Here is a 22,317-nt window from a genome sequence, read left to right as displayed (position 1 = left end):
AACTTTAAGTAAGGGCCTCGACTGCGGTCATGATGCCGCGCAGCTCTGCCAGCCCGCGTAGTCGTCCCACCGCAGGATAGCCGGGCACCGCAGGTCTTCCGATGTCGGTAAGAATCTGGTTGCCGTGATCGGCGCGAAAGGGAATTGGGGTGTGATCCTCCGAAGCAACTCTGCGTCGCTCTTCGTGGACAAGAATCTTCATCAACGCCACCAGATCAACGTCTCCGGCCAGGTGCGCAGCTTCATAGAAAGCATCCTGGCCGGTCTGCTGCTTGGTCGAACGCAAATGTACGAAGTAGATGCGGTCAGCTACGGTCTGCATGATGGCAGGAGGATCATTGTCCAGCCGCGCACCGAGTGAGCCGGAGCAGAACGTAATGCCGTTCGATGGCTCCGATGTCTGGTTGAGCAGGAACTGCAGATCGTCCCCAGTGCTCGCAATGCGCGGCAAGCCCAGCAAGGGGCGAGGAGGATCATCGGGATGAATACAGAGCCTCACGCCAGCCTCTGTGGCGGCAGGGCAGACAGCGCGCAGAAACGCTCCGAGATTGGCACGCAGACCCTCGCGGCCTATGTCCGCATAGCCGGCAATTGCGTTCCGCACATACTCCACGGTGTAGACGTCCGAAGTCCCGGGCAGGCCAGCGAGAACAGTCCGCGCAAAGCGGGCGCGTTCCTCTTCATCCATCGCCTGCAGACGTGTATGCGCTGCGCGCTGCTGCTCCTCCGTCCAGTCGGCTTCAGCCCCGGGTCGCTTGAGGATGTAAAGATCGAAGGCTGCGAGTGCAGCCGACTCAAAACGCATCGAGATCGACCCGTCCGGCAGGGGATAAGCAAGGTCTGTACGCAACCAGTCCAGCACGGGCATGAAGTTGTAGCAGACTGTGTATATGCCGCATGCTGCTAGATTGCGCAGCGTCTCGATGTAGTTGTCGATGTGCTGCTGCCAGAGCTTGCCGCGCTGCTTGATCTGCTCGCTGACATTGACGCTTTCAACGACCGACCATGTTAGTCCGGCAGCGGCAACAATAGCCTGCCGCTCTTGAATGGCTTGAACACTCCAGACTTCACCGGGCGGTATGTCATGTAGCGCGGTAACAATGCCGGTCGCACCTGCCTGACGTGCGTCCGCCAACGTCACTGCATCGCGCGGGCCGAACCAGCGCCAGGTTTGTTCCATCTTTCGATCTCCGTAAGGAATCTGTCGTGTAAATACGGCTCAGGCCGATTCGAGAATGAGATTGGCGTACTGGGTTGTATCGCCAGTCCGAATAAGGCCGATCGCCGATGGCACACGCTTCTTGAAGTCGATGTGCGGTTCGAATGTGATGGGAATTCCCAGCAACATATCTTCGAGCCTGCCTGTCACTTCCGGAGTATTGGCCGCAACAAACTCCTGCGCTGCGAAGACTCTGCCGATCGTGTAGTTCTGTTTGATGGCTGCCAGGACATCGATCACACGTGGCACGTCATCAATCAGCGAGATGTCGACAGTCTCGATCATTGGCCAGAAAGGGAATCCGCGGTCAGCGATGACCAGCGTGTTGGTATGACGTACGCGGCAGAGCAGGGAATTGATAACTGGATTGAGGATTCCTGTCTTCAGCATCGAGGCTCCAAACTTGGGATACGCAATAGTGCGTCAAAGTGAAACTCCGCGTTTCCACGGAATGAAATCGTCCTGGCGAAGAATCTCTGCCTTGGTTTGTTTTTCTCCGCTGGCGACCTGCACGATCAGCTCGAGGATGGCGTCGCCCATGGATTCGATCGTGCTCTCGCCGTCGATGATCGGGCCGGTGTCAATATCAATAATGTCAGACATGCGCTGGGCGAGTTTGGTGTTTGTGGCCACCTTGATCACAGGTGTGATCGGGTTTCCGGTTGGTGTACCGAGTCCCGTTGTGAACAGCACAATATTCGCTCCAGCACCGGCCTGGGCAGTAACGCACTCGACGTCGTTGCCTGGAGTGCATTGAAGGGTGAGGCCCGTGGCCTTTACATACTCGGGATAATCGAGCACATCATTCACGGGCGAAGTGCCGCCCTTTCTCCCTGCTCCCGCGGACTTCATCGCATCCGTCAACAGCCCATCGCGGATGTTGCCCGGGGACGGATTCATCTCGAATCCGCTGTGGACGGCCTTAGCACGTGCTTCGTAACTTCGCATCAACTGGATGAATTTGTCGCCGACGGCGGGGGCAGCAGCGCGGTCGATCAGGTTTTGCTCCACGCCGCAGAGTTCGGGAAATTCAGACAGAATGGACTTGCCGCCGAGAGCCGCAAGCAGATCGGAGACCTGCCCGACCGCGGGATTCGCAGAGATGCCAGAGAAGCCGTCCGAGCCGCCGCACTTGAGGCCTACGGTCAGCTTTGAAAGCGGCGCTGGCTTGCGCTCGATCTGATTCGCCTTTACCAGCCCTTCGAAGGTCTGGCGAATGGCGTCGGCGATCATGGCGGATTCGAGGCCATACTTCTGCTGCTCAAAGACCAGCACCGGCTTTGTCAGCGATGGGTTGCGCTTCCGAATTTCTTCGAAGAGGTCGCCGGTCTGCGCATGCTGGCAGCCGAGACTGAGGATCGTAGCCCCGGCCACGTTGGGATGATTGATGTATCCAGCGAGGAGACCGCACAGCGTGCGAGCATCTTCGCGCGTGCCGCCGCAACCACCCTGGTGCACTAGAAACTTGATGCCGTCGACGTTCGGAAAGACACGGTTGGCTACAGGTTCTTTGCTCACGTTGCCTGCGATGGCACCGGTTTCCTGATAGGCAGCCAGCAACTCGCGGACCTGCCCGCGATAGAGCTTTGGCCTGCCATATCCCAGTTCTTCTTCAAAGGCCTCTCGTAGAGCGTCGACATTGCGGTTCTCGCAGAAGACCATCGGGATAACCAGCCAGTGGTTGCGTGTGCCCACCTGGCCATCTTCGCGGTGGAATCCGTCGAAAGTCCTCGTTTGCCAGCGCGCCACATCGGGCGCCGTCCACTGGTACTCCGAGCGCTTGCCGGTGAAGCCCGCCGCGTCGTGCACCACGTTTGAGGTCGACAGCAGCCCTCCGCGCGCAATAGGTAGATGAGCGCGCCCGACAACGACCCCGTACATCCTGATCTCGCCTCCAACAGGAAAATCCTGCATGGCGAACTTGTGCTTGGCCGGTATATTAGCCACGAGCGAGTATCGTTCGCCGCCAAACGGGATTTCTTCTCCTGCGGGCAAGTCGGAAAGCGCTACGAGAACGTTGTCATTTGGATCGAGTTGAATGGCCTTCGGGGATGTCACGCTGTTTTCCTTGGAGTGTTGTCTGCAGAATATTACTTTCCGCATAATTCTACATTCCAGCCTGCAATTTCGGTTATCGGTTACTGAACCATTCCTGAAATCAACAATTTAAGTGGCCAGAATTGTCTCCTTCTCGCCGGCATTTCCAAGAGCAACCTTCCTTACGTTTCCCTTACAAAAGCATTAGCCCAGCCTGATTCAGCAGCCTGAATACTTAGATTGTGGCGCACGCTGCGGATGTTTTTTGCGAGGTTGTGTAATGCAGGACGTTTGGATGGTTGTGTTTACGGCAGCGTTTTTCGTACTGGCCTTTGGATATGTCCAGGCCTGTCAGAAGTTGAGGTAACGGAATGAGCTTTATTACAGTCCTGGTGCTGGTTTTGTCTGCTCTGTTGTTGGGCTATTTAACGGCTACGCTGCTGTTTCCGGAGAAGTTCTGAAATGACTGGCAACGGTTGGTTACAGTTCTTGTTGTTTTCCGGGTTGTTGCTGATCTCAGTGCGACCTTTGGGAATCTATATTGCTCATGTGCTTGAAGGCGAGCGCACCTGGTTCGACTTCCTCCTTCGGCCGATCGAGCGCCTGATTTACAAATTGAGCGGTGTGAAGGCGGACCAGGAAATGACCTGGCGTGAGTATGCCTTCGCTCTCCTTGGCTTCTCCGCAGTGAGCCTGCTCGGGACCTACCTGATCGAGCGGGCCCAGGGCGTACTGGTGCTGGCTTGGATGAATCCGCAGAAGCTCCCTGGGATTGAGCAGGCACTTGCCTGGAGCACGGCCGCCTCCTTCACGACCAATACCAACTGGCAGTCGTACGTCCCTGAGACGACGATGAGCTATCTCACGCAGATGGCCGGTCTGGCGTATCACAACTTCGCCAGCGCTGCAGTAGGCATAGCAGTGGCGGTGGCTCTCGTGCGCGGTATCAAGCGGACTTCCTCGCCCACCATCGGCAACTTTTGGGTAGACGCTACCCGCAGCATACTTTACATCTTGCTTCCTGCCAGCATCCTCTTTGCCCTGGTCTTGGTCTGGCAGGGCGTTCCGCAGAATCTGCACCCCTATACCCAGGTCACGACCCTCGAAGCGCAGACACAGACGATCGCGCAAGGACCAGTTGCTTCACAGGAAGCCATCAAGATGCTGGGCACCAACGGTGGAGGCTTCTTCAATGGCAACAGTGCTCATCCTTTTGAGAATCCCACGCCCTTCACAAACCTGCTGCAAATGCTTGCCATCTTCCTCATTCCAGCAGCGCTCACAGTGACGCTGGGACGGTTGACCGGGTCGCCGGGACACGGTTGGGCCGTGCTGGCGTCGATGTTCGTCCTCTTTGCTGTGGGATTCACCGCAGTCTATTGGGCCGAGGCGCATCCTCATCCGATGATTCACGGCGCACTGCAGACAGCTACCGCGACCGCACCCGGGGGCAATATGGAGGGCAAGGAAGTCCGCTTTGGGATATCGCAGACCTCACTCTTCGCCACCATCACTACGGATGCAAGTTGCGGAGCCGTCAACGGCATGCATGACTCCCTTACTGCTCTCGGTGGCATGGTTGTCCTTACCAACATCATGCTCGGCGAGGTTGTCTTTGGCGGCGTTGGCTCCGGACTATACGGCATCCTCATCTTCGTCATCCTCGCGGTATTTATCGCGGGCCTGATGGTCGGCCGTACGCCGGAATATCTCGGCAAGAAAATCGAATCGTATGACGTCAAGATGGCAATGCTCTACGTGCTCATCTTCCCGCTCATCATCCTTATCCTCACCGCGATCTTCGTGATGTCCCCGGCTATTGGCCTGAGCAGTCTGAACAACGCTGGCCCCCACGGTCTGACCGAAATCCTTTACGCTTTCACCTCGGCCACGGGCAACAACGGTTCTGCCTTCGCAGGTTTGAATGCCAACACGTGGTGGTATAACGTTGTACTCGGTGCTGCCATGCTAGGCGGGCGATTGTTGATGATCGTGCCGGTGCTAGCGCTTGCCGGCAACCTCGCGCAGAAGAAGAGCGTTCCTCCTTCGCCGGGGACGTTCCCTGTGAACACCGGCCTCTTCACTGTCCTGTTGACCGGCATCATCGTTATCCTCGGCGCACTCACCTTCTTCCCGGTGCTTAGCTTAGGGCCTGTTCTTGAACACTTACAGCTTCATGCTGGACACCTTTTTTAAACGCAGGCGAATATGGCAAACAAGAAAAGTCTTTGGAGTACCGATATTCTGCGCCAGGCATCCGTCGATGCTTTGCGCAAGCTCGACCCACGGTTGATGGTCAAGAACCCGGTGATGTTCGTCGTTGAAGTAGGCAGCGTGCTCACGACTTGCTTGCTGATTGGCGACTTGGTGAATCACCGCACCGGTCTCGGATTCAACCTGCAGATCACCCTGTGGCTCTGGTTCACTGTACTCTTCGCCAACTTCGCTGAGGCCATGGCCGAGGGGCGTGGCAAGGCCCAGGCCGACACGCTGCGCAAGGCCAAGGGCGAAACCATCGCGCGCCGCTACAACGCATCCGGCGAACTGGAAGACATTACGAGCAGTCTCCTGCGCGTGAACGATGTGATCTATGTTGAAGCCGGTCAGTTCATCGCTGGTGATGGTGAAGTGATCGAAGGCGTAGCCTCGGTCGATGAGTCCGCGATCACTGGTGAATCGGCGCCTGTCATTCGCGAAGCGGGCGGCGATCGTTCGGCCGTCACTGGCGGTACGCGCGTACTGTCGGACTTCATCAAAGTGAAAATCTCGGCCAATCCTGGTGAGACATTTCTCGATCGCATGATTGCTCTCGTTGAAGGAGCCACACGGCAGAAGACTCCCAACGAAATTGCACTGAGCATCCTGCTCTCTGGTCTTACGATCATCTTCCTCCTCGCCGTTGTAACCCTGCAGCCCTTTGCGATCTACTCGCAGGCCCCGCAGACCGTTTTCGTTCTGGTATCGCTGCTCGTTTGCCTCATTCCAACCACGATCGGCGGGCTTCTTTCAGCGATCGGCATTGCAGGCATGGACCGGCTTGTTCAATACAACGTGCTTGCCATGAGCGGTCGCGCTGTTGAAGCCGCAGGGGACGTCAGTACACTGCTGTTGGATAAGACGGGCACGATCACCCTAGGCAATCGTCAGGCCACGGAATTTTATCCCGCACCCGATGTGAGCCATGAGCGCATGGCGGATGCGGCCCAGCTTTCCTCGCTCTCCGATGAAACGCCCGAAGGCCGCTCCATTGTGGTGCTCGCCAAGGAGAAGTACAATCTGCGTGGTCGCGATCTCTCGTCGATCCATGCGGAGTTTGTACCCTTCACTGCACAGACCCGCATGTCTGGCGTCGACCTGCCCGGATCGCGCATCCGCAAAGGTTCAGTCGATGCTATCGCCCGCTTTCTTGAAGAGCAAGACTCAAGCCTGCCTCGCAAGGTTCGCGATCAGGTCGAGGAAATCGCCCGCGCCGGTGGTACTCCGCTGGTTGTCGCGGAGAACGCCACGGCACTCGGCGTGATCTATCTCAAGGACATCGTCAAAGGCGGATTGAAAGAGCGCCTCGCGCGTTTGCGCGCCATGGGCATCCGCACCATCATGATCACGGGGGATAACCCGCTAACCGCCGCTGTCATTGCGCGCGAAGCTGGAGTGGACGACTTCCTCGCCGAAGCCAAGCCCAAAGACAAGATGGACCTGATCAAGCGTGAGCAAGCTAAGGGCAAGCTCGTAGCCATGACAGGCGACGGCACCAACGATGCACCCGCGCTCGCACAGGCCGATGTAGGCGTGGCCATGAACTCCGGGACGCAGGCGGCCAAGGAAGCCGGCAACATGGTTGACCTCGACTCCAATCCGACGAAGCTCATTGAGATCGTTGAAATCGGCAAGCAGCTCCTCATGACCCGCGGCGCGCTCACGACGTTCTCCATTGCCAACGACGTAGCCAAGTACTTTGCCATTATTCCCGCGATGTTTGCAGGCGTATTCCCCGTGCTGAACGCACTCAACATCATGCATCTGGCCACGCCGCAATCAGCCATCCTGTCCGCGGTTATCTTTAACGCGGTCATCATCATCGCACTCATTCCACTCGCCCTCAGAGGGGTGAAGTATGAGCCGAAAGCGGCGGCAGTGCTGCTCCGCCAAAACCTGCTTATCTATGGCCTCGGCGGCATCATCGTGCCCTTCATCGGTATCAAGGCGATCGACCTTGTACTCGTAGCATTGCACCTGGCTTAAGGAGAAATAGCTTGCATTCCGTCTGGACTACCGCAATTCGATTCACTTTGATCACTACCGTGTTGCTTGGCCTGGCATATCCTCTCGCAATGACTGGCATCGCCGGGGTTATCTTCCCGCATCAAGCATCGGGCAGCCTCATTCTCAAGGATGGCAGGGTTATCGGCTCGGCATTGCTAGGCCAAAGCTTCACCAGCGACCGCTACTTTCATCCACGCCCCTCCGCTGCAGGCAACGGATATGACGCAACCAGTTCGGGTGGTTCGAACTATGCTCAGTCCAATCTGAAGCTGGTCCAGCGCATTCAGGGCGACATCGACAAGTTGGCAGCGCATAATCCCGGTAAGCCTGTTCCGATCGATCTTGTAACTACTTCCGGTTCAGGACTCGATCCGGATATCACGCCAGACGCTGCGTATTACCAGGTCAGCCGCGTCGCGACCGCGCGCCATCTCAGTGAAGATGAGATCAACAAGCTCGTTGCGACTCACGTAACTCCGCGAACTCTGGGCCTGCTGGGCGAACCACGAGTCAACGTGCTGCAACTGAATCTCGATCTCGATCAGTTAGCAAAGTAAGCAAGACTATTTCTTTGGAGCGGGCAGCGGGCTTTTTCTAGCGATGCAAGCGACGCAGAGCTCGCCCGTGATGCCCTTGCCCTCTTCGACGGTGAAGATGCGATCCACGCTCTTAGGGCTGAGCGTCTCTCGCTTGCCGCTGGGCCAGTGAATCTCGACTCCCGTGATACGGGTGTTGTCGCCCAAACCAAAGTGAACACGAAAGTCGTTGGATGAGGCATAGCTGCCTCCGCTGATCACATCACCCCGCTGTCGTCGTGTGCCTGTGGTGACGTACACGCTTGCACCGACTGCATCGCGAGGGCTTTTAGCGCCGCCGATCAAACGAAGCTCAATCCAATGATGCGAATCGGAATTCACATTTCTCAGCAGTGTTGGAGTGGCATCCATATTGTTGATTACAACATCGATCTTGCCATCATTGAATACATCGCCGAACGCCGCGCCGCGCCCAGCGATCACAACCGCAAGACCCGTGTTGCGCACTGGCGGAATCAGCTCGAATGACTTTCCATCGACATTGTGAAAGAGCAGTGGCCGCTCCGCGAATGTCGTTCCCCAATCGGTTTTGTCAACTGCCGGGTATACATGCCCATTGATAAACATCAGGTCGAGTGAGCCGTCGTTATCGTAATCCAGGAACCCGTCTGCCCATCCAAGGAAAGGTATGGTCGGCGCTGCGATCCCTGCCTGATAACTCACGTCTGTAAAGTTGGCATCTCCGTCGTTGTGATAGAGCACGTCGTAGTCATCGGAAAAATCCGTATTCGCAACGCTCAGCCGGCCACTGTTCTGGTAGTCACCAATCGCAATACCCATCGATGCAGTCTCACGGCCCTCCTGGTTCAGCGCGTAGCCTGAGATATAGCTGGCATCTTCAAACATACCGTTGCCTTTGTTCAGGTAAAAATAGTTGGGCGTCGAATCATTCGCGACAAGCAGGTCAACTTTGCCATCATCATTCAGATCCACGAATGCTGAAGCAAGACCGTAAAACGCATTCGTATCTTGTACCCCTGCGTGGACGCTGACATCGGTAAAAGTTCCGTTTCCGTTGTTGTGAAAGAGATGGTCGCCCTCGCCCTTGAGCCCGCGCGGGCCGCACATGACCTGCACGCCGCGGAACTGGCAATTCGTCAGTTCCTTGGTCTCAGGAGAACCTGGCAGGGGCGGTTGATTCCCATCGAAGTGCACATATCCAGGCACAAAAAGATCAAGCCTGCCGTCGCCGTCATAGTCGCCGAACGTTGCCCCGGTGGACCACGTTCCGAGCGCTACTCCCGCCTTTTCGGCAACATCCGTGAATGTCCCATCATGATTGTTGTGATACAGGCGATTCTTGCCGAAATTGGTTACATACATATCCGGCCAACCGTCGTTATCGTAATCTCCAACGACTACGCCCACGCCCCAGCGATCATTCGCAACGCCAGCTTTCCCGGTTACATCGGTGAAAGTGCCGTCGTGATTGTTGTGAAAGAGTGCCGCATGGGTCGGCATCTCTTTGCCAGAGAGGGCCGCGTATGTGAGGCTGTTCACCAGGTAGATATCCAGCCATCCATCGTTGTCATAGTCGAGCAGAGCTACGCCGGACCCAATGGTTTCGGGGATCAACTGCTTCTCGATCGTGCCTTCGGTGTGGTGCCAAGTTATAAGGCCGGCCTGCTTTGCAACGTCCTGAAAAACAATCGGCCCGTTGTCGACAAATCCACCCGCGGTGATGGGCCTGTGCTCCGCGTCCAGCACCGGCTTGGAAGCTCCCTTGGTGCTCACGCCCATTCCCTGCTGCGCGCCAACTGGAACCTGCGGCTGGCTATGTAGCCATGTGGTAGCAGCCGTGATGCATATGAGTAGTGCGGTGTAGAGCCATCTGGCGCACGGAAGAACAAAAGGAAGCCCCAGCCTCGATTGCTGGGGCTTGCGCGGGTTGAATCTGCGATTCATCAAAGCCTAATCAGTCTAGCAAGATCGAACAGTTTCAGTGAACCTGATACTGCGCAGCCAGCGCAGTGAAATCCGCAACCTGCTGGGTCTGCCATGCCTCATCGAAACCAAGCTCCTTCGCCATGATCGCAGCAACAGTGGGGGCCAGAGAGATCGCTGCACCGGCATTGAGGAACAATGCCCGCGTCCTGCGTGCGAGGATATCTTCGACCGTCCGCGCCATCTCATTGCGTACTGCCCAGATCACCTCAGCTGCACAGTACGTTAAATCCGAATGGAGCGGTTTCAGCAGCGACCGATCATCGACAGCAATCGCCTTCACTCCTTCGGCATCCGAGCCGTAGACCCACAGATCCCCCAGCGCATCCGGATCTTCATGATAGCCATGCAGATGCAAAGAACGGGTTACGCACGGCGTATCCTCAAGCCTGCCCAGCGTGATCGCGTGATTTACACAGTCCTCCGCCATGTTGCGATACGTCGTCCACTTACCGCCAACAATGGTGATCAAACCTGCGGAATCTATATGGATTGTGTGATCGCGTGACAGCGTTGAGGTCTTGCCCGAGTCATCGCCCTGTGCCTTCACCAATGGGCGAATCCCGACATACACGCTCAGGATGTCAGCGCGCGTAGGCGGCCGGCTGAGAAACTGCGCCGCTGTATCGAGGATGAATTGAATCTCTTCCTCAAACGGCAGCGGTTCATAGCTTGCTTCCTGGATCGGCGTATCGGTTGTTCCGACGACGGTGTGCTGATGCCATGGAATGGCAAACAGAACACGCCCATCGCTGGTATGGGGCACCATGATGGCCGCATCTGCACGCAGGAAGGATCGCTCGAATACCAGGTGAATGCCTTGGCTTGGGGCAATCATCTGCTTTGAATCGGCGTCCGTCATGCGGCGCACCTTATCGGCGAACATACCAGTGGCATTGATCACCACTCGTGAAGAAACATGGATCACTTGCTCCGTCTCTTCATCGCGGAAGACCACTCCGTTAGCGAAGCCATCCTCATCTTTGGTGATCTCGATGACAGGCGCATAGTTTAAAAGCACAGCGCCGTGATCGGATGCAGTCGCAGCCATGTGGATCAGTAATCGCGTGTCATCAAACTGACCGTCGTAGTAGATCACGCCTCCGCGCAGCCCGTCCGTTTGCAGATTAGGCAGCTTTTCTATGGTCTCCTGCGAAGAAAGAATCCGCGACCGTCCAAAGCCATACTTGCCCGCGAGCAGATCGTAGATTTTCATGCCGATGCCGTAAAAAGGTGCTTCCCACCACGAATAATTGGGCACGATGAAGGCGAGATCATGAACCAGATGCGGCGCATTCTGCCGCAGTAAGCCACGCTCTTTGAGGGCCTCCATGACGAGAGAAATATTGCCTTGCTCCAGATAGCGCACACCGCCATGAATCAGCTTCGTGCTGCGGCTTGAAGTTCCCTTGCCAAAGTCCTGAGCCTCAAGCAACAGCACCTGGAAGCCACGCGACGCAGCGTCGATGGCAATTCCCATCCCCGTTGCGCCGCCGCCGATTACGACCATGTCCCACGGCTCGCCCTGCGCCGCGACACGATCCAAAACACGCTTCATCATCAACTGTCGATTCATCGACTCACTTCCATGCTGTCAATCAATGTATGAGTACCATTCGCTATGCCAATTCCGCCGTGGAAGAAGAAACAGCAATCCGAATCTCCTGGGTACCGAGCACCGGGTGGGTCGCCTTCAAAATCACGGTTCCAGCCTGTTCGGTTGCGCGAATCCAGATCGCTCCCGTGCCACCAACTAGCGCGAATGGATTATCGCCGATGATCTTACCCGGGCCGCTGATTTCGAATCGAATCGCATCACCGGCAAAAGGGCAGATCGCGCCGTACTCATCCGTCACCGCGAGTACAACGCGAGTCGTATCCGCTCCGTCGCCTACCAGTGCGAGGTCGTCTGGCAGGAGGGCGAATTTCTGATCGATGCCCTTGCTCGACATCTTCTTCGTGATCGCGAGCTTACCCTGAATGTATCCTTCGATTTTCAGGTCTCCCCACGGCTCAATCGACTCGCCGATCTCCGCGACGAAAGGCGCATAGTGGAGATTGGGAAACTGCTTGCGATCGGGTTCAACCTCGGCAATCATCTTGTCCTTCACATAAAACTTCAGATGATCGCAGTTCGAGCAGACAACTGCCTTTGAGAATCCAACCGACTGATCGCCGCGCGCCCAGTGAAAGGATGGTTCGAGCACAACTTCCTCGGATGGGTCGCACTGCGATTTATAGAATCCAGCCGCTGGTTTGGGTTCGCGGAACATATCCGTCACGCCGTGATAGCAGATGCGGTCGCCTGAGCCAAAATCGCTGTGAGTGTTGTAGTCAAAAGCGCACCACGCAATGCCGCCCGCATACTGCGGATTGGATGCCAACTGGTCATGAACCCTTGCGTGCCGGATCGTGTGCTCTGTGAGTCGCTCCACGTTGTCAATGGTCTTGGTTGGATACGTATGCCCAACAAACTCGGTGTTCAAATAGAGAGGATGATTTGGAGCCTTCAACGGCCATCCGAAGTCATTCATCGTGAACACATCTTCCAGGAACTCCGACTCCTGGAAGTATCGAATGCCGCCTGTCTGGCGTGAGGTATCGAGACTCTTGGCCATCGCGTTCGTCCGCACGTAGAAGTCGTGGTTGTCCCTGGACTCGTTGATGCGCACGCCCCAAAGGACAATCGAGGGATGATTCCAATCGCGCCGGATCATGCGGCTGACGTTGTCGACTGCAATGTCCTGCCATGGCAGAGGACCAATGTGCTGCCATCCTGGAATTTCTTCAAGCACCAGCAGCCCCAACTCATCGCACGCATCGAGAAAGTGCCGCGACTGCGGATAATGCGAGGTGCGCACGATGTTGCACTTCAGCTTCTGCCGCAGAATGATCGCGTCACGTCGCTGCACGCGGGCGGGCATGGCCTGACCAACAAAAGGGAAAGTCTGATGGCGATCGAGTCCGCGCAGCTTGATGACTTTGCCGTTCAGCTTGAACCCTTCCGGTGTGAACACGGCCTCGCGGAATCCGATCGTTCGCTGGTCCTCGTCTTGCACGTGCGTACCGCGTAGCAGCTTCACCCGCACGGAGTAGAGATGTGGATGCTCCAGATCCCAGAGATCCACTTTGCCGAAACCGGCCAGTGTCACTGTGGTCAAGTCCACTCCCTGTTGTCCCGCAGCATTTTCGACAGCCTTGGTTGCCTTGGCCACCTGCTTGTCGCCTTTGTGCAGACTCACTTCAAGCGTGAGAGGCTCATGCGCTGCGGCCAGGTTCTCGATGAAGCACTGGACATCGACGGACGGGCTGTCTGTCAGGGTATCCTTGGGCCGCGCGAAAATGTTTTCAATAAACGTCTGCGGCACCACGCGCAGCGCCACTTCGCGATAGATTCCGCCAAAGGTCAGATAGTCGATCTGGTAGCCAAACGGAGGGATATCGGCACGCTCCGTCGAGTCCAACTCGACGACCAGAACGTTCTCGCCTTTCCAATCCAAGTGATCCGTTAGTTCGAAAAAGAACGGTGTAAATCCGCCCTTGTATTCTCCCAGGCGAGTTCCATTGATCCATACTGTGGATGCGGTCATTGCGCCTTCAAAGTCAACGAAAACGCGTTTTCCATGTGCTGCGGCGGGCACTTTGAACTTCCGCCGGTAGACCGAGATAAACTCATACAACTTGTCATCGAAGCTGTGCCAGGGCAAGGTCACATTGGTGTGAGGGACGGTGATCTTCTCAAAGGATGCGTCGTTGAAGTCCTTGCTTCGAGCCGCCTCGGAAGCTGTCTTGCTGTATCGCCAGTTCCGGTTGATCGGCAAGATCAGTCTGCCATCGGTGCCGGTTGCACCTTCAGCGGAATATGCGGGTGACGCGACGGTTGCGCCGGCAATCAGTGTTCCAGTTGTCTTGAGAAAATCGCGCCTGTCCATGTGCTTGTTCTAGCTCCTGATGACTTTTGTTTACAACGTGAGGGGCAGCCGATGATCTGTGGCTTACCGGAAGAGCGAGAAGCTCCCTTGGTACACAGTAAAGCAGGGAACCGGGGCGATGCGTGGATGTGCACAAGGCGCTGTCAGTCAGGTACAAGCCGCACTTGGTATTAAGCATAGATCTACCTGGATCGGAACCTTACTTGAGCCTGCACGTGCCAAGTGACAGGGTGCTGATAGTGGTCCACGACATTTACGGTACACTCCCCGTTCGCCCAAGTCCACTTCTCAATGAATCCGGTTACATTACTGCCAGGCGCACGTTTATCGTTCGCTGACCTATTCGATAAAGCGCGTCAGTAAACGGTTAAACATCATTTTCAACTGTTATCCGTAGATTGCGGTCCTGGAGACATAAAGCAAGTTTCCGTAATGCGCGCCCCGTCTGCAAAAGAACCTTGGCTTTCGCCCATCTTCAACAAAAGCAGCGACTTAGGCGTTTTGATCTTTTTTGTGTTGACAGAATTTGTGTTTCCAGCGTAATGTTCGGCGCTGAATGAATACGGTTACATTCTTTGGCTGTGGTTTGAAGGATTTCGGTCGCTTCGGCCGATCAGCTTGTGGCACGTGGCAATAGGTAGAGTTGTAGCCCTAGCGAACCACTCACACGAAGTGGGCAGGGGATCGGCAGCCGTTTGAGAAAACATTTCCGGGCGGCGCAAAGAAATGCTTTTTTACTGAAAGACATTGCAAGGAGGCTCGAGAGATGAAGAGTTCGTACGGGATGCGCAGGCCATCCCAAAAGCTGCCCCAGGGTTCGATACCGAGGTTCAGGGTGTTGGCTCTGATGTTCGTTATGATGCTGGCGTCCGTTGCCGGCTTTAGTCAGGCCGACCAGGGTGCTATCACTGGCCTCGTTCAAGATGCGACGGGTGCGGTTGTACCCAATGCGAAAGTCACACTCACCAACACGGAAAACGGTCTCTCTCTGGAAGCTGAGACTGATCAGAGCGGAAACTATATTTTTTCGCCAGTGAAGATCGGCAAGTATACGGTCTCCGTTACTGCCGCGGGCTTCTCAAAGACCACTCAAGAGAACATCCAGCTTCACGTGCAGGAGCGCGCCGCAGTTGACATCCAACTCAAGACGGGCGCTGCGAGCGAAACCGTTACGGTAACCGCGGCTCCTCCGCTGCTGCAGACGGAAGAGGGTTCGACGGGTCAGGTTATTGACGCGCAAGCGATCAACAACACTCCACTCAACGGCCGTAACTGGGTTTTCATCGCGCAGCTCACTGCCGGCGTCGAGCCTGCCAACGGTTCACGCGGCCAGGGCAAAGGCGACTTCAGTGCCAATGGCCAGCGCTCTGAGCAGAACAACTTCATCATGGACGGCGTAGACAACAATGTGAATGTCGTCGACTTCTTCAATGGAGCCAGCTTCGTTGTACGGCCTCCGCCGGACGCTCTTGCGGAATTCAAAGTTCAGACTGGCGCTTACAGCTCTGAGTTCGGCCATTCTGCTGGCGCGGTCATCAACGCCAGCATCAAGTCTGGAACCAATGCGATCCACGGCAGCGCATGGGAATACATCCGTAACGACGCTTTTGACATTCGTCAGTTCTTTGACGGAACCAGCCCTGTCCCAAAGTACCGTCAGAATCAGTTCGGTGCTACCCTCGGACTACCCATTATAAAGAACAAGCTGTTCTTCTTCGGTGACATGGAAGCCAACCGGATCATCTTCGGCGAAACGCACTCGGCAACCACGGTGCCAACGGCACAGATGCGCACCGGCGACTTCAGCGAATTGCTGACCCCAGGAAACAACAGCAGCGGCAAAGCCATCACGCTCTTCCTGCCCAACCCGAACAACAACGGTGCGACTCAGATCCAAGGGAACCGCCTCGACCTGCAAGAGGGGGTTACACTCGATCCAGTGGCGCTCAAGATTCTTAGCCTTTTTCCAGCTCCCAACACTGGGGCAGCCCACCAAACTTACAACAACTACATTTCGCAGACCAACACGGTTGATAACACGATCCAGTGGGATACCCGCGTCGATTGGAATATAAGCACCAAAGACCTGGCTTTCGCCCGCTACAGCTACAACCATGAGCCTGCCCTTCACCCGGCCCCTCTTGGTCCCATCCTTGATGGCGGTGGCTTTGGCGATACTGGCCAGATCCTCTCCCTCGGCGAGAATTTCGCAGGGAGCGAGACCCACATCTTCACCCCTACGCTCACCAACGAGTTCCGTTTCGGCTACAACTATGGCCATTTCGGTGGACTGCAGGAGAACGGAAACACGGACATCGCCTCTACGCTCGGCCTTGGCGGCATTCCGTTTGCTCCGAACAACGGCGGTCTCCCATCCATGAACGTCTCCGGTCTCGGTGGCTTTGGCTCGCCCACCTTTTATGTCACCAATGAGTATGAGAACGTCTATCAGATCCTCGATAACGTTTCAAAGACTCAAGGCAACCACAGCATCAAGGCGGGCGTGGATTTCCAGCGCGTTCGCTTCTCAACGGAGCAGCCTACCCAGCCGCGCGGCACCTACAACTTCACTGGTGTTTACACGTCGCAGTCTGGCGTTGCGAACACCGGCTACGGCGTAGCCGACTTCCTCACCAATAACATGAATAGCGCTGCCATATCCAATCTCTTCACTTCGGATGACGTGCGTTGGAATCGCGCCTTCTATGTCCAGGACGACTGGAAAGCCAATCAGAGACTTACCCTCAACTTTGGCTTCCGTTATGACTACTCCCAGCCCTATCTAGAGCGTCACGACAACCAGGCAGCCTTTGTTCCAACCAGCGGCCCCACGGCTGGTCAGAGCACCGGCGAATATCGCATTCCAATCAGCAAGCAAGGCATTACGCTTCCCACGGCCTTCACGCGCCTGCTTGATGCCGATAACATCAAGCTGGTCTACACCAAGAATCGCTTCCTCGTGGAGCCGCAGAAGACCAACATCGCGCCGCGATTAGGCTTTGCCTTAAAGGCGAGCGACAAGATGGCAGTTCATGGCGGATTCGGTCTGTTCTTTGGTGGCCTGGAGAGCACCGGATACTACCCGAACCTTGGCGAAAACTTCCCGTTTGAATTTGATTCGGGGTTCGCGGCAGGAAGTTGCAACCTGGGCGCGGCAGCCGGCGGCAGCGAAGGCGCAACCTGCATCAACAATGGGTTTACACTCGAGACTGGTTTCACAAACGCAATCGCAGCTGGCTTGCTCAATTCGATTCAGCAGCCGGGTATTCGCGGCAGTGAAGCCAAGGTCCGCACTCCTTACAGCGAGCAGTACAACCTCACGCTCGAGTACGGGATCACCTCGAACATGCTCGCGGCAATCTCCTATGTTGGTTCGGTATCCCGCCACCTGCAAGTCTTCCCCAATCCCAACAGTCCTGTGGCTCTGGCTCCCAGCAGCTTCAGTGGTTATGTGGATACCCAAGGAGACAAGATCAATCCGCTGCAACCCTATCCGCACTTCGGAGGCTTTGCTTTCACGGCCTACGATGGTACGGGAAGCTACAACTCTCTCCAAGCCAAACTGGAGAGGCGCTACAGCAACGGTCTGAGCTACCTGGCCAGCTATACCTGGTCACATTCTCTCGATGATGCGCCTACACCGCTTGGCAGCACCGGAGATGGGGGCTACCGTGGTACGAACATCGTTTCCCTCAAACAGGACTATGGCAACTCGCCTTTCGACGTTCGCCAGCGTTTCACCTTGAATGGAAACTATGAGCTTCCCTTTGGCAAGGGTAGAAAGTTCGTGAACGATAACAGGCTTCTGGATCTCATTGTTGGAGGGTGGTCGAACAGCCTGGTCTTCCGTGCACAAACTGGACAGCCCATCACTATCGGGACCTACAACATCACAAGCCCCTCGGGAGCAGGAGCCCACGCATACCGGACCGGCGATCCTTTTAAGGCCGGTGGTTCTCCTCCGCCCTCTAACCCGACGACAACCTGCCCGACGAAAGTTCGCACGATCCAGAATTGGTACAATCCGTGCGCTTTCGCTAATCCTATAGCCGATAACATCGGATACTCCTCGGCTATCTATCCCAACTCGCCGAGTGGCCAGGCAATTCCCAACACGGTTAGCGGTGCAGCAGCGCTTGCTTACCTGGGCAGCCCACGCGGACAGATTTACGGTCCCGGATACGAGCGTATCGATGCTTCGCTCTTCAAGTCCTTCCGCACCTTCCGCGAACAGAACCTCCAATTCCGGACGGACATCTTCAACCTGCTCAACACTCCTGGCTATGGCGATCCTGGCAACACCGGCATTGGTCCGAATGGGGGCCAAATCACCAGCCTTCGCAGCTTCCAAAGCAACACGCCGGACTCACGATTCTTCCAGTTCTCTCTGAAGTATCTTTTCTAAGAGACACCACCCGTAGCGCAACTACCAACAGGGCGCAGGCTGTTCGATGCTTGAACAGTCGGCGCCTTTGGCGTATACCATCGAATGTGTATGTCCCTCCATTCTCAGTTCGCCCCACACAGGGCATATTTGGCTGCGATTGCAGTTCTTCTCTTGTCCTCCCAACTGTGGGCACAGAACCTTCCGCACGCGAAGGCGGCAGCCATGTCGAGCGTCGATACCGTGTCTCTGCATCAGGCGCTAGATGCTTACGATCAGGGCAAGCTGGATCAAGCGGAGCCGATCCTGCATTCGCTCGCAGACCGCTATCCGCAAAGCTATGAAGCAAATGAAGCTGTTGGAAGTTTGTATGCCGAACGAGGCGATATGGGGCGAGCTTTGCCGTATCTCACGCAGGCGTGCAAAGTCGCACAAGGCGAGGGAATTGCACACGCGAATTTGGGCTCAGCCTATCTCAAGTTGGGCAGACAACAGGAAGCGGTGAAGGAACTCAGCATCGCCGCAAAGATCGAACCAAACAATCGGGCAACGCAATCCAATCTCGGCCAGGCATTGCAGGCAACGGGCAGGTCAGCAGAAGCCGCACAGGCATTCGGAGCTGCTGTTTCCCTCGACCCCGGCAACCCAGACCTTCGCTACAACTGGGCCGTGGCACTCTATGATTCGGGTTCAATCGATGAAGCCGCAAAAGCACTTTCGCTGATCCCAAACCAGCAGAATCTCCCTGAAGTGCAGGCACTCCTTGGCAACATTGCAGAAAAGCAGCATCGCTTTCAGGATGCAGTCGAACATCTGCAGGCCGCGGCGAAGCTCGATCCCAGCGAGCCCAATCTCTACTTTCTGGGCTTCGAATTTCTCCAACACTGGACCTTTGATCCAGCGATCAAGATTTTTGAATTCGGTATACAGAAATACCCTCAAAGCCAAAGGATGTTGCTTGGCCTTGGCATCGCGCGTTACTCCATGAATGATTTGGCGGTAGCTGCTCCGATTTTCGCGCAATTGCTCGACACAGATCCCGATAGCGCCTCATACGCCGATTTGTTAGGCCGCAGTTGCAGTCTCATGCCCGATATGAGCAAGGGATGCGAAAAGCTGGAAAGATTTGCTGAGGCACATCCTGAGAATGCAACCGTGGCCACCTATGCCGCAGCCAGTATTCTCCATCGGTCCAACCAGGTTGATGATCTGGCAGTTGCGGATAAGCTGCTCGACCAGGCAATCGCTCTCGATCCAAAGCTCGCCGAAGCTCATTTCCAGAAAGGGCTACTGCTCCAGATGCGCGCACAATGGCCGAAAAGTATCGCTGAGTTACAGACCGCGATATCTCTCAAGCCAGCATCCTCGAAAGCCCACTACCGCCTGGCTCTCGCCTATTCGCATACCGCGCAGCGCGACAAGGCGCAGCAAGAGATAACATTGCAGAAACAATATAGCGAACAGGAAAAAGACGGTCTCAATGCGAGACTCAGGGAAGTCAAAACATTCCTCATCGCCAACCCTTAATAGTCGAGAAAGATCGGATAGGACCTACAGTGCAACTGGGCAATCTGAAACAGGCGAATGCGCGTGATGTCTCTGCTGCTGTAGCATCCAGCCGGCGCGAATTTCTTCGCTCGGCAGCAGGCCTCACTGCCGGCTCACTATTTGCCTGTGCATCCTCTGGGCCTCAAGCTTATGCTCAGTCTACTCAGAAGAAAGTCGTAGTCGTTACGTTCGGCGGAGGAGCACGCGATGAAGAGACCTTCGCCCCCGAGGGACAGGAGAATATCCCCAACCTTGTGCAGAGCCTCTTTCCTGAGTCCACGTTATACGCGCAGGTCATTAACAAGGGCATTCTCGGCCACTACGTTGCGACAGCAAGCCTTGCTACGGGCGTTTACGAGTCTTTCAACAACTTCGCAGCGGTCTCACCGCAGAACCCCACCATCTTCGAATATTTCCGCAAAGATCTGAGACGACGCGCCAACGACGCCTGGGTCGTGGCTCCGAGCAATGGCTTTAATCGCATCGGCGAAAGTAATCATCGCTCGTACGGCGCAGGCCTGGGAGCTGGGGTTGTCCTTCCCAAACATCTTCTCGCCTCATCGATGTCGTCAAGCACCAATAGCTTTGACCATCTCCTGCGTGACAGTTACGAAGCCCCGTTTTACACGCCAGCCCTGGCAGGGAATGAATTCGAAATGGAGAAGCTCAGGGAACTGCTCAAACTGTCTGTTGATGATTTCTCGTCGCACGCCAAGAGCCTCGCCAGCCCGGACGAGTTAAGCGTCTATATTGCTCGACGGCTCATGCATGAACTCGCGCCAAGTCTGCTCTGGATCACCCTGCATGACATCGATATCGCTCACTCTGGCACTTATTCGATGTACATCGAAGGCATCCAGCGCTCGGACCGTCTCTGTGCAGAAATCTGGAAAGCAATCCAAACCGAACCGGAGTATGCGAACAAGACCACCATGTTCATCCTCCCTGATTTTGGTCGAGACTCCGACACCGATCCCGGGGGCAATGGCTTTCAGCATCACCGCACCGGCGATCCTCTCTCTCGGACTACGTGGATGATGACGCTTGGCCCCGGCATTCGCCAAGGCGTCGTCATTGATCGCCCAGTCGAATCGATCGATCTTGTTCCAACGATCGGCGCGATGCTCGGCTTCTCTCCACGCTTCGCCCAGGGCAAGCCACTGACGGAGCTGCTATGACAGCCATCCTTCCACTTCAATTGAAAGCCGAAACCTTCGCGGCGTACCCAAAGGAAGGCCGCGCCCTCGTCTTGCAGTACCTCGATCTCCTGAAGCAATTGCCGCTGGTATTGCTGCCCCTGCTACTACGCGAAGCCATCACTTACGACTGGCGATTTCCCATTGAGCGCCAGGAACTTGAAGAGCAACTGTCCTATCTCAGTTCCCTTTCGAAGGATCGTCTCGATGCAGTGCTCGAATGGTTCAAGGGCTTCGTCCTTAACCCTGAACTTATACAGAGTGATTGGGTCAATACGCCCAGCGTCTTCATCGAACAATTGACCGCGCACCTCTGGGCATCCCACCAGATGGACACCTTCCACGGCGCTGCTGATCAATACGCCAAATCGTGGCAGGCCAGCAGGCCGCAAACTTCGCCGGCAATTCCACGGCTGAGTGTCGTCGTCATCGGGAAGGGAGTTGGCACCACTGACTACCCGCTATTCCGCAAGTTGCGGTCCCATGGCGTTTACTTCTCACACGTCACTCCACAAAATGGCCTCACTGCCATTCTTGACGTCGTAAACACAAGAGCACATGCGCACCCCATGCCCTATGGCCATTGGTACATCGACGGAGACATTGCAGCGGAGACAAGTTCAAGTGTCACCAGTATCTCTTACGGAGCGCTCGCTCCAGCACGCAAGACGCTGCTTGACCGAATGCAGCGGGTCATTCAATCCGGCTTCGCAGGCCCAGAGTCGTTGCGAACCGAACTTGCGCAACTCAAGCCAAACGATCTTGGCCTGCCCACAGATGGAAATGCTGGCGTTCTCGGATACTTTCAGATGAACTTACTCACAGAAGGCTCGGGCACACAGATCTTCTCCACCACGTTCGCGCAATGGGCTGCGCGTGAAACACTGCGCCGTGCCCAGCCCTCTACACTCCTCGTTCGTTTTGCACCGCGGCAGCGGCAGCTGCCAATGAACGAATTACTCTCAAACACGCCCCAAGTTGCCAAGCTCGATCCGCAGGGCTCACTCATTGATGCTGACATGGCCGCTTATTACACATGGCTCAACCAGCAGCGGCTTTCAGGCAGCGCGGATGCGCGTTTCCTGGTCTGGTTCGAAGACCACGATCAAGCACTGGCCATAGGGCCATCCCTGCCACGCGGGACCGTCTCATCGCAGCCCACCACGATCGATAAACTTCTCAGTTGGATTGCCTGAGG

General features: G+C 55.9%; 14 protein-coding genes. 8 read left to right on the top strand and 6 right to left on the bottom strand.

The window, feature by feature from the left end; translation table 11 throughout:
* Positions 1-4 precede the first annotated feature (4 nt).
* From uxuA to AC5S27_RS20340, 3 genes are read right to left on the bottom strand one after another with little or no spacing between them, the layout of a single operon-like run.
* Positions 5-1,180: a mannonate dehydratase gene (gene uxuA / locus AC5S27_RS20350; RefSeq protein ID WP_493936391.1), complete on the bottom strand. Its 1,176-nt coding sequence runs from the start codon at positions 1,178-1,180 to the stop codon at positions 5-7.
* A gap of 39 nt (positions 1,181-1,219) precedes the next feature.
* Entirely contained in the window at positions 1,220-1,609 is a 390-nt protein-coding gene (locus AC5S27_RS20345) for an RbsD/FucU domain-containing protein (RefSeq protein ID WP_493936390.1), read from the bottom strand.
* Between the two features lie 33 nt (positions 1,610-1,642).
* On the bottom strand, positions 1,643-3,277 hold the full coding sequence (locus AC5S27_RS20340) for a UxaA family hydrolase (RefSeq protein ID WP_493936389.1): 1,635 nt from the start codon (positions 3,275-3,277) through the stop codon (positions 1,643-1,645).
* Positions 3,278-3,627: 350 nt separating this feature from the next.
* On the opposite strand from AC5S27_RS20340, the gene AC5S27_RS20335 reads away from it, so the two are divergent.
* From AC5S27_RS20335 to kdpC, 4 genes are read left to right on the top strand one after another with little or no spacing between them, the layout of a single operon-like run.
* Positions 3,628-3,717 (top strand): potassium-transporting ATPase subunit F, encoded by a 90-nt coding sequence (locus AC5S27_RS20335; RefSeq protein ID WP_493936388.1) that lies wholly within the window; start codon positions 3,628-3,630, stop codon positions 3,715-3,717.
* Position 3,718: 1 nt separating this feature from the next.
* Positions 3,719-5,452, top strand: a complete 1,734-nt coding sequence (gene kdpA / locus AC5S27_RS20330; protein ID WP_493936387.1) for a potassium-transporting ATPase subunit KdpA — start codon at positions 3,719-3,721, stop codon at positions 5,450-5,452.
* Positions 5,453-5,464: 12 nt separating this feature from the next.
* Positions 5,465-7,498, top strand: coding sequence for a potassium-transporting ATPase subunit KdpB (kdpB, locus tag AC5S27_RS20325; protein ID WP_493936386.1), 2,034 nt, complete (start codon positions 5,465-5,467; stop codon positions 7,496-7,498).
* A gap of 11 nt (positions 7,499-7,509) precedes the next feature.
* Positions 7,510-8,076 (top strand): potassium-transporting ATPase subunit KdpC, encoded by a 567-nt coding sequence (gene kdpC, locus AC5S27_RS20320; protein ID WP_493936385.1) that lies wholly within the window; start codon positions 7,510-7,512, stop codon positions 8,074-8,076.
* A gap of 6 nt (positions 8,077-8,082) precedes the next feature.
* Here the strand turns inward: kdpC and AC5S27_RS20315 are convergent, their stop codons facing one another.
* From AC5S27_RS20315 to AC5S27_RS20305, 3 genes are all read right to left on the bottom strand, one after another.
* Positions 8,083-9,855 carry a CRTAC1 family protein gene (locus AC5S27_RS20315; RefSeq protein ID WP_493937341.1) on the bottom strand — a complete coding sequence of 591 codons (1,773 nt, stop codon included), beginning with the start codon at positions 9,853-9,855 and terminating at the stop codon, positions 8,083-8,085.
* A gap of 199 nt (positions 9,856-10,054) precedes the next feature.
* Positions 10,055-11,635: a glycerol-3-phosphate dehydrogenase/oxidase gene (locus AC5S27_RS20310; protein ID WP_493936384.1), complete on the bottom strand. Its 1,581-nt coding sequence runs from the start codon at positions 11,633-11,635 to the stop codon at positions 10,055-10,057.
* Positions 11,636-11,678: 43 nt separating this feature from the next.
* A complete protein-coding gene (locus AC5S27_RS20305) occupies positions 11,679-13,991 on the bottom strand; it encodes a glycoside hydrolase family 2 TIM barrel-domain containing protein (protein ID WP_493936383.1) in 2,313 nt (770 codons plus the stop codon).
* Positions 13,992-14,757: 766 nt separating this feature from the next.
* On the opposite strand from AC5S27_RS20305, the gene AC5S27_RS20300 reads away from it, so the two are divergent.
* From AC5S27_RS20300 to AC5S27_RS20285, 4 genes are all read left to right on the top strand, one after another.
* Positions 14,758-18,396: a TonB-dependent receptor gene (locus AC5S27_RS20300; protein WP_493936382.1), complete on the top strand. Its 3,639-nt coding sequence runs from the start codon at positions 14,758-14,760 to the stop codon at positions 18,394-18,396.
* 153 nt (positions 18,397-18,549) lie between these two features.
* Positions 18,550-19,902, top strand: coding sequence for a tetratricopeptide repeat protein (locus AC5S27_RS20295; protein ID WP_493936381.1), 1,353 nt, complete (start codon positions 18,550-18,552; stop codon positions 19,900-19,902).
* A gap of 29 nt (positions 19,903-19,931) precedes the next feature.
* Positions 19,932-21,101, top strand: coding sequence for a hypothetical protein (locus tag AC5S27_RS20290; protein ID WP_493936380.1), 1,170 nt, complete (start codon positions 19,932-19,934; stop codon positions 21,099-21,101).
* A complete protein-coding gene (locus tag AC5S27_RS20285; RefSeq protein WP_493936379.1) occupies positions 21,098-22,315 on the top strand; it encodes a hypothetical protein in 1,218 nt (405 codons plus the stop codon). The genes AC5S27_RS20290 and AC5S27_RS20285 overlap by 4 nt, the downstream gene beginning before the upstream one ends.
* Positions 22,316-22,317: the final 2 nt, after the last annotated feature.

It is taken from the genome of Acidicapsa borealis, assembly GCF_059115245.1.
Note: the sequence above shows the minus strand (reverse complement) of the source record. Positions and strands in the feature narration are given on the sequence as shown.